Genomic DNA, 12,255 nt, shown 5'->3' with positions numbered 1-12,255 from the left:
ATGATTAAAATTATTTATAAAGGTGTCGTAGGGAATTCGCTCTAAACATGTATTTGTGTTAGAACGGTTCTCATGCTCGTTTTATACGATTATTTAATCTTCAGGGACCAGCAATATAGCGTTAGCTGCTACACTGCCGTCCATTTTGGTTGATATTACTTTTATATAGGGCTTTGCAGAAAAACTGAAATTAAATTCTCCGATATGCACCCATGTACTGCTGGTTTGTCCCTCAATTTTCACGTCATCCAGGCTAAGATTGAGTATTTGTTTCTCTTCTCCGTTGAATAGTTCTAAAGTAACGGATTTGGTGCCCGACTGTAATCTTGGCAGGTAATAATATGTTTTGTATCTGCCTGATATAGCATTGCTTTCAAAGTTAAACTTAACATATTCGTTATCTGTAGTTGCACTGTTCTCCAGATGAAATCTTCCATACCCCCTTAATGGCACACTCTTCCAATCTCCTTTTATCTCGATCAATGGGCTGTCTGATACCTGAACCAGTATGTCTGGTTTACGGAAATCAGCCTTGGGGTTAACCTTCAGTATTTCATTGATTTCATCTGTCTGGACATCTTGTACGGAAATACCCTGATCAATAGCCAAACAGGCCGCCACAGACGCTGATTGTGCCAGCACCATGAATACGGGTTCCATTCGTATAGACCCAAAAGCAATATGGGATGCGGACAGGCATACGGGAACCAGGAGATTATTCACTTCCTTCCTTTTCGGAACAATGGAGCGGTAAGAGATAGGGAACGGCGGGAAACCTCCCACTTCCACATTCCCTTCATTTTTCACCATGCCGTTCACCACTAACCTGTCGCAGTTATGAGAATCCATCGTGTAGGCAGCGTAGCCAATAGCATCTGTAGCTATTTCTCTGCCTTGACAATGGTGTTGAGTCATGACTAGATCGCTGATCATTCTCCTGGCTTCGCGGATGTAGAGCTGTGGGGTCCAATGGTTATTCTCAACATACTCATCTTTCGGATATCCCCATTTATTCATCTCATTCCGGATAAATTCGGGAATGGCGGGATCATTTCCCACAAAATACAATAGCCCCTTGGTATAATCCTCGTGGGCTTTAATGATTTTCTTCCGTGCGTGGTAGTCTGCTTCCGGATAATCCCAGTTGGCTCCGATCATATCTGTCGACATGCCGTTACGGTTATTGATATCGGTTTTGTTGTTAGGCATCAAACTCCAAATGAAAACATCGTTCAATCCTTTCCAGGGCTGAATCTCTTTCTGCCTTACCAATAATTCATATCGTTCGGGATCATAATTGTCGGGCTCTGTGATAGGTATCCTGTTGTCCGGATCATTGGTGAGGGCAATGCGGTAATTATACGCCTGTACCTTCTTATCTCCTGTACCGTTTGGTTTCAACGTTTCATTGTTAACACCCCAAAGCAGTCCACTGGAAGGGTCGCCTTTCACCTTATAAGGATCTACCCCGTCGGGGAATTGATGCCCGGTGAGAAATTGTACACCGTTCAGGGTCTCATTGTATACGTTGTTATTCTCACGACCAATCGTATAGCTTACTCCTGCCATCGCCATCAAATCACCCTCGTAGGTACAATCCAGGAACATCTTTGCCTTCACTTTTAATTGGGGCCCATTTGATTCATCTAAATTGGTTACCGTAATTTCCTTTATACTATTATTTTCTTTTTTCACGTCGATCAACTGTCGATTGTAGACGATGTTGATATCCGCTTCTCTGATATACTCGTGAAAAACAAATAAGGCTACTTTTGGCTCGAAGATCCAGTTTTCCAGATTTCCGTAATATGCTCCTAATTTGCGGTAAAAGTCCAGCGCCAACCCGGTAACCACATATTTATTCCCTATGTCTGTCATTCCAAGTCCTCCGGAACTTAATCCTCCCACTCTTCCGCTGGGTTCTATAATAACGGCTGTTTTTCCTGCTTTGATAGCTGTATATGCAGCTACAACACCCGCAGAGCTACCTCCATAAATGCAGATATCCACATTGATTTCATCCTTTGTTTGCCCGAGAATAAATGATGGAATGGCAAATAATAAAAAAAGTAATGCCTTAAGATTTTTCATATGATTGTTTTATTTTTTAGTTTCACACCCCAATTATTTTCCATTGCTTTTATAATATTCCATCGCCCTTATGAATCCTTTAGCCGCCGAAACATCATATTCACTTCGTTTTGGGTCAATATCAAGTATCTTTTGTGCCAGTGGCAGTACCGGTAATGCATCCTGGCCAAATTGCTGTAGTATGTTTAAGGACTGTACACGTATCATGATGTCGGGGCTTGAGACAGATCGACTTAATACTTCTACTGCTATTTTTTGTTCTCCCAAATAATATAATGCCTCTGCCGCAACATTTCTTACGGAGATTTCATCGTCGTGATTTGCCATTTCCAACAATAGAGGTTTAGCTGCTTGTGCTTTGGTTTTTAATATGCGGCATCCGGTTGCTGCCCAATAGCGTACGACTGCATTTTTATCCCGAAGCCGTTCCATAAGTAGCGGCAATGTTTTTGTATCTCCGGATGCCGCTGCTGATGCTGTTTCCAATATTTTTACCAACGGATATCTATCGCCTTTGGCCCATTCATACAGGGATATGGTTTTACTGATTTCTTCTATCATTGGTTCGGGAATAAATCCCAGGTCATTCGTAGCAACCTGCCAGTTATCCAAACTCATGCGCATCTGCTCCAGAATTCCTTCATAGGATTCATTATGCGCCAGATTGTATATATTATGAGGGTCTGCTTCACAATCATACAACTCTTCGAACGGTTTGCTTTCCCAAAAAGCGCTTTGAACTGCATTCAATTGTTTTTTATTATATGCATTCTCCCATGAAGGCATGGAGGGGGCCTTCCAGAGGTATTCTATGTATTGCCCCCATATTTTATGGGGCATATAATTCCGGATATATCGATATTTTCCTTTGCGCACTGTTCTGCTAAGGTCAACACCCGCATCCATACGCCCCCTATATCCATATGCCGGTGTTTCAGTCCTGTCCTTTATTTTTCCAAGAAATTCTTCGCCTTGCATGTATTCGGGTATAGGTATACCGGCAAGGCTTAATACAGTGGGGGCAAAATCAATAAAAGAGACCATACGGCTACTTCTCGTTCCGGCCTTTTCAGCCACCAGATGCGTAAACTTTTTCGGGATACGTATAATGAGCGGCACATGCAGGCCGGCTTCGTAAAGGAATCTTTTGCTCCTGCCCAGTACACCTCCGTGATCACTGAAATAAAACACAATTGTATTTTCCGCCAGACCTTCTTTTTCCAACTCTTCCAATATATTGCCTACCCAATTGTCCATCTGCTCCATCCGGTCATAATATTGCGCCCAATCATGTCTCATCTCGGGGGTACGAGGGTGGTAGGGTGGGATAGGCACCTTCTCCGGATCATGTCTTAAGGTGTCTTTTCTTGAGTGGAGGGAACTTTCATGTGTGATGGAAGAATTGTACATCGCAAAGAATGGTTGTCCCGGCTTCCGGTTCTTATAGGTAGCTTTGAGCGATGAATCATCCCATGCGCCATTCATCCTATCTTCCAAAGGAGACATGTTGTAATCCGTCTTTGCTTTATTCACTGTATAATATCCGGCTTTTCTCAGATACTCCGGAAACAGCCTGATAAAATCCGGTACCGGGTACTGGCTTCTCATGTTTTCGGTTCCCATTGTGGTGGAATAAACACCTGTAATAAGTGTAGATCTGGAAGGGGCACTCACCGGAGCATTTGAGAATGCCTGTTCGAAAAGTACCCCTTCCGATGCAAGCTTATCAAGGTAGGGAGTGTTGGCATATGTGTCGCCGTAACAACCCAGGAACGGGCTGTTGTCTTCACTGACAAGCCAAATAATATTGGGGCGTGTATTCTTCTTTTGCTGTGCCTGAGCAAAATAAAACAGAGACAGCAATAAGAGGATAACTAAATATTTTTTCATCAATCTAAATATCTATTGTTTGTCATTTAAATATCTCATAAATACTTCAGGATGACCATACCGTACCAGCGTTTCCCGATGTGCGGTTTTAAAGTGATGTCGATGATCATCCAAGACCTTACTGTATGCAGGATCTAAAGCGTCATTCTCCATTTGCAATGGTCTTTTTCTTATATCATAAAGTTGCTCGTTATTTGCTTTGCCACTCGTATATATACCATAGTAGAAATTATGGGTGATAATTCCCATACCGGAGACAAATTCAACAGGAATGATATCTCTGTCCAACTTATGGTTAGCGTCATGTAAGAGAGGAATAATACTTTTTCCTTCCCATGTCGGATCAGCGCCAGCACCTGCCAATTCGAAGACGGAAGGGATAAGATCCAGACCATTACATATCAGATTTACTGAATCTACCCGTCCCCCATCAATACTATGATGGCTTATGATGAAAGGTACATGACATACTTCATCAAAGAAGAACCCTTTTCCTGCCATTTGATGACTTCCTAAAGATTCTCCATGATCGCTCGTGAAAATAATAAAAGTATTCTCTGCCATTCCGCTTGCTTCTAGACCATCAAGTAACAGGCCGAGTTCTCTATCGAAATCCTCTACAAATCGACAATATGCGTATCGATGTAGTAACCAGTCGGTTTCATCATATTGTCCCCTATACCTTCCGAATGCCGAAGCCATCCCTTTCTCTTCTCCGATACCTGAAATGATGCTCGGCTCATTCTCCTGCGGCATATAATTATCGGGCAGAGGAGGAGCCTGACGAAGATAATAATCAATAGGTTTGTATTCTCCGGCTCCGGGTTCTCCCTCAGGAATTTTCAGATTTTCCAATACTGATACCCTCAATTTTGCTTTCCACCCTTCCCCGTCTGTCCGCTCTAGAATTTGCTCCATATCAAAACGGTTATCTTTGATATGTGCATAACATATATCATGTGGATTCATTAAAGAGGCGACCATGAAAAAAGGTTGATCAGAGTGGTCGGCTGCATGTTTTTTCAGTTTTGCGATTGCTTTCGGTACGCAATCTACACCGCGGTATTCTTCACTGCCCGCATATATTTCAAACCCCATATCTTTTGGGGAGAACCGAAAATGTGTCTTGCCTCCATAATAAGTTTTATAGCCTTGCTGTTGCAAATGAAAAGCTATTTTCTTTTCTCTGACATACGGTACGATATTTGTGTGCTCTGCCTCTATTTCATCAGGGACAAATACTCCGAATTTGCTGGGACGTGCCGCCGTAAACATGCTTACCCGTGAAGGAATACTTACCGGATTAATAGCATATGCGCGGTCGAAACGAACCCCTGTCCGACACAACCGGTCTATATTAGGGGTTTTGACATAGGAATTACCCATAGCCGAAATATAATCCCAATTTAACTGATCACTGATAACCAACAGAATATTTGGTTTTTCCGTACTCTCGTGACATTTCTTTTTAGGCATTTGTGCATATATGCGTGACATAAAAGTACTTAACAGAATCAGTACAACTATTGCACCGGATTTCATCCATTTTATCATTTGGTTCGATATAGCGTGTATTTTTATTTTCATAACCGGGTTTAGTTACTTTTCTAATTATTTACCGTTACTTTCTGAAAAATTTGATCTTTACCGAGAGAACTTCCTCCTACCATCAAAGTGAAACTTCCCGGTTCGAATACATATTTTCCTTTATTGTTGTAGTAACCGAAAACTTCTTTGTCTAAAGAAAAGACCATTGTTTTTTTCTCTCCCTTCTCAAGATGGATACGCCGGAATCCGACGAGTAATTTTACAGGTCTGGTAGTGGAACTGAAATCGTCCTTCAAGTACAGTTGTACCACCTCTTCTCCTTCCATTTCCCCTGTATTTTCTACTGTCAGGGTGACGTGTAAAGGTTCTCCGTATTTTAAATCTTTCGGACACTTTAATTCGCTATATTGAAAATCGGTATAGCTCAATCCATACCCGAAATCGTATAAAGGTTCTTTTGCTCCGTCAATAAAAGCATGAGAATACTGCGAAGGTTTATGATAGTAGTAAATAGGTATCTGCCCTACATGCCTGGGAATAGTTATGGGTAATTTACCACTTGGGTTCACTTTTCCGTATAAAATCTCAGCAACAGCCTGACCTCCGAATGATCCAGGTTCCCATGCTTCCAGAATAGCATCCACATTTTCTTCTAACCAGGGTGTTGCCAGAGGTCTTCCGTTTACCAAAACCACTACAATGGGTTTTCCTGATTTTTTGAGTTCTTCTACCAGATATTGCTGTTTTCCCCAAAGAGTGATATCCATTCTATCGCGGTTCTCACCTGCGGTCTTCTCTTTCCAATGTTGTCTGAACGAGTCTTCCCCCAATGCCAGTATTATCAGATCCATCTTATCAGCTGTTTCAATAGCTTTTGTGATAGAATCGTTATTTAAGTCACGTAAATTCCATCCCACATCGACGTAATTGACATTGCTTCCTTCCGACAACATTTTGATACCATCCAAAACGGTTTTGTAATTCGACCGGGGTTGATCAAATACCCAGTCTCCCATGATGGATTGATTATCTGCGTTGGGACCAGTCACCAAAATATTTTTATATTTATTGACTGCAATCGGAAGAATGTTGTTTTTATTCTTTAATAAAACGATACCTTTTCTGGCAATTTCCAATGCGGTTTGCCGGTGTTCTTTTATAAATACGGTCTCTGACAGATTCTTTGGGTCAGCGTATCTGTTTTCAAAAAGGCCTAACATAAATTTTGCTTCCAAAATTTTCTCACAGGCCCTGTTAATTCTTTCTTCCGAAAGCTTTCCCTCCTCAATAAGTTCTTTAATACTCTCTAAAAATCCCGGGCCATGCATGTGCATATCAACTCCTGCATCTACCGAAATCTGAAAAGCCTCTTTTATGGTTGCAGCAATCCTATGGGTCTGGCTTAAACGTTCCATATCCATCCAATCGCTTATAATGAATCCTTTGAATCCATATTCATTTCGTGCAACCTCTGTCAAAAGCCACTTGTCGGCATGTCCCGGTGTACCGTTGATCTCATTATGTGCCGGCATCAATGAGAAAGGCTGTGTTTGCCGGATAGTGGCTTTGAACGGGGCAAGAATAACGTTCCGTAATTCTCCTTCACCAATTTCTACAGGTGATGCATTGGTACCGTTATTTCCAATGCCGCCCCCTGCCATATGTTTAACGCAAGCCAGTACGCTTTTGTCTTTATCCAATTTGTCCATTTGCAAACCACGGACACTGGCAATTCCCATTTGGGACACCAGATAAGGATCTTCACCAAAAGTTTCACCGACCCTGCCCCATCTGGGGTCCCGTGCTATCTCAATATTGGGAGAAAAAGCCCAATGCATACCTGTTGCCCTCATCTCGAGGGCTGTTTGGCGAAACGATTCTTCTATTAAATCGGGGGCAAAAGTAGAAGCCATGGTGATGGGGGAGGGGTATATCGTTGAACCGGACATTAAACCGTTGCCATGTATGGCATCGATACCCATCAATAGTGGAATTTTCAAAGGGCTTTCTTCTGCCAGTTTTTGAAGATGATTGGCTTCTTCTATCGTCAATACATGTAGAAAAGAACCAATCAATCCCTGTTTCACCATACGTTCTACGCCGGAAGAATGTAATCCTTTATAAAACCCCCTTGCATGGCCACTTAACAGTTCCTCTTCGGTAATATTCTTCTCCGCATCGCGCATATGTTCCAATCCTACATATTGGCACATTTGCGCGATCTTCATATCCAGGCTCATCCTGCCCATTAAATCTTTTACCCGTTCACTGACAGGTTGTTGAGGGTCGAGATATTTTGGTTTTTGCTGGGCATAACCCGATGAAAAAAAACAGAGAAGAAGGAGGATAGCGCCCCATTTTACCGGGACGCTCCTATATTCTTTCAGGATTTTCATCTTATTTCTGAACCTTTATATCTACTGTTAAATAACCTGTATTTGCATTGGCTGACCTGGATTTCACATATAAAACCCCGTATTTTCCACCTGCAGTTTTAAATACAATCACATTGTTATTGGCCAGGCCTCCGGAAGTTTCACTCTCCGCTACACTTGATCCCGTATATAAAGCCTCTATTTCGGCTGCATCGGCCAACAAGTCAAACTCTTCACGTGTGAGCGTTATTTTCTTAATTAACGTCTGGTTACGTACCGCCCAATTTTCCATCGCATCTTCTCCAATGCTGGCAGGGTTATAAATAATATTGATCGTGTTGGCAAATGTTGGGGAAGTGATATTATATGCAGTAGTCGATCCACTAAAGAAGGTGGCCAAATCTATATCAGCCGATTTTGCCGCAGCTCCTGCTGTAACGTATACCTCCCCTGTGGTAGCATTGAAGAAAGGTCCGTCGGTAGTACAGCGTTGGGCTCCTAAGTTGACATCATAATAAGCACTGAAGTCAGCTTCTTGGGATCGCTCAATAAACAAGGAATAGGGTTGTCTATTAATATTCCCCAAAACATCCATAATCTCGATAGTAAAAACAAGGGTTTTGTCTGCATCAGCCACCGTTGGCTGATAGGTGAAGTTGTAAATATCTTCTTTCGGAGTGTCAAAGGTCTCCTTTGTTAAAGAGGTTATTTCGGTTCCATCCAAAAAAGTTTTAATATATTTCAAATCATTTTCAGAAACAACGGTAATATTGAAATCAACCGATTCGTCATCTTTGATTTCTGAAGGAGCTTCTGAAGGGAAGATCACGTTAATATCGGCTGGCGCTGATTCGACGTATATCGTAAAATCTTTATCAACGATATGATCCTCCTCGTCTGTGACCGTTAATCTGAATATCAGACTTTTTCCAATATCATTTCCCATTACTTTGTAGGTGTATTTTAAAGTGATATTGTTAGAGGAAGACGCTGAAACCGATTGTAGTTCTTTTCCATCAAGACTTAAAACTACATTCTTGATTTTATTATCCGAATTTGGAGAGATCGTTATGTCGAATACTACTTCTTCTTTTGGTGTAATCACGTAAGGTAAATCTACATTCTGTGTAACTTTAATGGAAAAAGTATTTATCTCTTGTATGTTTTCGTCGTCTTTTGTACAGCTTATCATAGCTAACATCAAAAAGAACGTGAAAATTTTTATTGGTATATTTTTCATAATCAATCTAATTTAAAATATTTCTTGTAATCAACTTAATTGACATAAAATGGAATCACACCGCTGGCCACTTTTTTATTGGCATCGTCATTCACGAAGGCAATCAACCTGTATGCCCCTGATTCGGATGGCGCTTTAAAGGATATATTTGCAAGTGTATTATCGGTGATTAAGCCTGAAATTCCTTCGGGGAGACTTCCGTCGGAAGCTGCGGTTCCCTCTTTCATGATCATCCATGAATAAGTCAGAGGATCTCCATCGGGATCAGTAGCTACGACAGAAGCTATATTAGTAGAGTTTTTATCCACCTTGATATTCTCTTCGGCTCTTTTATTATTCATTAAGATTGCACTTCTATCCTGTATCACTGGTGCCCTGTTGGTTGGGTACGAACCTGTCCAGGCATATTGCATCGCATCAACCGCAGGGAAAGTATAACCTTTTTTATCAAGGAGTCCATACCATGTCAGTACTTCTCCATGCTTCTGATATCCCCACAGGAATACAAATGAACCTATACATCCGTTTGGTTTATTTGCAAGAATATGATCGGTATGTGCCTGTAGATAGATATCCGCTTTTTCTGTACTGGTTTGCTCTACCAATCCTCCCCATTCTAAAATCCTTGAAGGTTCCGGGTTCATTTGCCAGGTTCCCCTTGGGCCGAATTCTGTGATCATATAGGGTTTCTGCCAATTTGCAGCCGTAATATTGGCTAACACATTAGGCAGTGCCGGCGCATACATATTTATAGACAGTATATCTATTTCCGGGGCCATTTCCCTGATCAGTGTGATCTTGTTGACATCAGAATTGGATAATGCTACTGTTGTGGGATGATTGGCATCGACCTGATGAATAAATTTAGCCACATCGTTCACAGCCGTCCACAACTTGGTATTGGTATAGCTCGCTTCTGCTTCGTTTCCGATGGACCAGCATAGCAAAGCGGGATGGTCTTTAAATCTCATTACAGCCTCTTTCATTTCCTCCAATTGTTGAGCTACCGCTGCTTCATTATCATAGTCAAAACCATCTGTTTCCCGCTTCATATATAAACCAAAGTTGACATATAAACCTGCTTCATACGCTTCGTCTAATATACTGCGTGATTCATCGCTAACACCATATGTTCTTATGGTATTGGCTCCAAACTCTGCTGCTTTCCCGTAAAATCCATTCGTACAAGCTCCGTTTATATAAAACTCTTCATTGTTTACAAACATTTTCCATTCGCCTCCCTCTTTTGTTAAAGTTACTTTTACGGGAGGTGCCAATTCAGTTTCTTCAAAAGAATTCGGAGGTATGGGGTAGTTATACCTGTCGGCACAACTACAGAATATCATAATTAAACTGAAAGAGAGAAGGATTGTATTCTTTATTTTGAAAATTAAGTGTTTCATAATTAATGAGGTTTAGTGTTGCCCGGTTTAATGATTTGTTTCAATTCCAACAGTTTTTCAGCCAATTTATCATAAATGATATCCTGTACTGCTGTATTTTTATCGATAGCCATCGATGCCGCAACGGCTGCCGACTGCCCTAATACCATATATACAGGTTCCATCCTTATAGAGCTGAAAGCAACGTGTGATGCCGATAAACAGACAGGTACCAGTAAATTGCTGCATTCGTTTTTCTTTGGTGTAAGCGAATAATAGCTGATAGTATAAGGAATAACCGGTGTAAAAATAGTTCCCTCATATCTTAACTTACCCTCCTTATCGATCACTTTAGATACGTAATGGCAATCCAATGCATAGCTTCCTACACCCACCGGATGTTGTGCATCTTCTCTGTTTTCTTTTGCCACATTCTTTTCCACCATCACATATTCACCGATCATTCTTCTCGCTTCCCTTACATAGATATGGTAAGGGAAATTTCCAGTGTCTTCGAATTCATCTTTGGGTAAGCCCCAGTCACTCATTTCGGTTCTGATATGTTCCGGAATACGGGGGTCATGCTCTAACAACCATAACATCCCAAGCGCATAATCCTTATGCAATTGTTCGATCTCTTTCCTTTTGTTATAATTCGCTTCTGCATAGTCGTAGCTGGCCCCGAAGAAATCCAGATGGTTGGTATCGGTCTTACGGTTGGGCATGGGGGTCAACGTGATGATATCTTGTAATGTTAACTTCGGATTCTGCTGTATGCGTCTTACTAAAACCTCATACCATAAAGGATTGTAGTTATCTGGTTTTTGTATTTTTATCCTGTTGTCCGGGTCATCGGTCAACGTCATCCTGTAGCAATATGCCTGTACCCTATGGTCTGCTTCACCTTGACCAAGCGGAATCTCACTATCGATATATGGCAATAGTCCTGAGCTTTTGTCTCCTTCCACTATATATGGATCAATAGCACTTAGATCCGTCCCGTTTTCATAATTTATGCGGTATCCATTGAGAGTCTCGTTATACGTATCGTTGGATTCACGCCCAACAGTATAAGAAACACCGGCCTTCGCCATCAGGTCGCCTTCATAGGTGGCATCAATAAATACCTTGGCATTTACGGTTTTTCCACTTTCCATACTTATCGCAGTAATCCTGGTGCCTCTCTTTTTAATGCCATCTTCAAATTGCAGGCGTTCGTTAAACCAGAGCTTTACTCCTGCTTCTTCCAGCATATCCAGCATAATCTTCTCCGCAATTCTGGATTCATAAACCCATTGCATCTGTCGGTCGTCATTTTTTCCCCGATAGGTTCTCCTGATCGATTGAATGAAGAATTCATCCCGGTCCTGGTTTCTCCATGCTGCTGGATCCTGATAATAGGCATATATACGCTGATAAAATTCCCTGGCAATGCCTCCCACCATGTCATTGCGGTTCATATCGGTAGCGGTAAGTCCTGAGGTGGCCAAGCCTCCCACATGCTGATTTTTAGAAATCAATACTACGTTTTTGCCCAGACGCGCCGCTTGGATAGCAGCCATTACACCCGATGCAGATTCGCCATACACACATATATCGAAAACATTTTCTTTATTGGTCGCACACATATTGAACCCAAACAGGGTTATCCAGAAAAAAATGAATGTCTTTACTATTTTTGTCATATTATTTGCAAGTCTATATATTAATCTACAATTATTTCACATTT

Annotated in this window: 7 protein-coding genes; all 7 read right to left on the bottom strand. The window is 41.5% G+C overall.

The features are described from left to right. Positions 1-93: 93 nt before the first annotated feature. Genes F597_RS0112375 through F597_RS0112345 form a run of 7 tightly spaced genes read right to left on the bottom strand, consistent with a single transcriptional unit; the run spans position 94 to position 12,211 of the window. On the bottom strand, positions 94-2,091 hold the full coding sequence (locus tag F597_RS0112375; protein ID WP_019540068.1) for an FAD-dependent oxidoreductase: 1,998 nt from the start codon (positions 2,089-2,091) through the stop codon (positions 94-96). Between the two features lie 33 nt (positions 2,092-2,124). Continuing rightward, the gene (locus tag F597_RS0112370) at positions 2,125-3,981 is read right to left on the bottom strand and encodes a sulfatase-like hydrolase/transferase (RefSeq protein ID WP_019540067.1); all 1,857 of its coding nucleotides are present in this window, start codon (positions 3,979-3,981) and stop codon (positions 2,125-2,127) included. Positions 3,982-3,993: 12 nt separating this feature from the next. Continuing rightward, positions 3,994-5,568, bottom strand: coding sequence for a sulfatase family protein (locus F597_RS0112365; protein ID WP_081624373.1), 1,575 nt, complete (start codon positions 5,566-5,568; stop codon positions 3,994-3,996). 20 nt (positions 5,569-5,588) lie between these two features. Next, positions 5,589-7,925, bottom strand: a complete 2,337-nt coding sequence (locus F597_RS0112360; RefSeq protein ID WP_019540065.1) for a glycoside hydrolase family 3 N-terminal domain-containing protein — start codon at positions 7,923-7,925, stop codon at positions 5,589-5,591. Between the two features lies 1 nt (position 7,926). Further along, a complete protein-coding gene (locus F597_RS0112355) occupies positions 7,927-9,144 on the bottom strand; it encodes a hypothetical protein (RefSeq protein ID WP_157279123.1) in 1,218 nt (405 codons plus the stop codon). Positions 9,145-9,179: 35 nt separating this feature from the next. Continuing rightward, entirely contained in the window at positions 9,180-10,547 is a 1,368-nt protein-coding gene (locus tag F597_RS0112350) for a glycoside hydrolase family 2 TIM barrel-domain containing protein (protein WP_245542037.1), read from the bottom strand. Positions 10,548-10,549: 2 nt separating this feature from the next. After that, positions 10,550-12,211, bottom strand: coding sequence for an FAD-dependent oxidoreductase (locus tag F597_RS0112345; protein WP_019540062.1), 1,662 nt, complete (start codon positions 12,209-12,211; stop codon positions 10,550-10,552). Positions 12,212-12,255: the final 44 nt, after the last annotated feature.

It is taken from the genome of Proteiniphilum acetatigenes DSM 18083 (assembly GCF_000380985.1).
Classification (GTDB): Bacteria; Bacteroidota; Bacteroidia; order Bacteroidales; family Dysgonomonadaceae; genus Proteiniphilum; species Proteiniphilum acetatigenes.
This window is presented reverse-complemented; position numbering and strand designations above follow the sequence as displayed.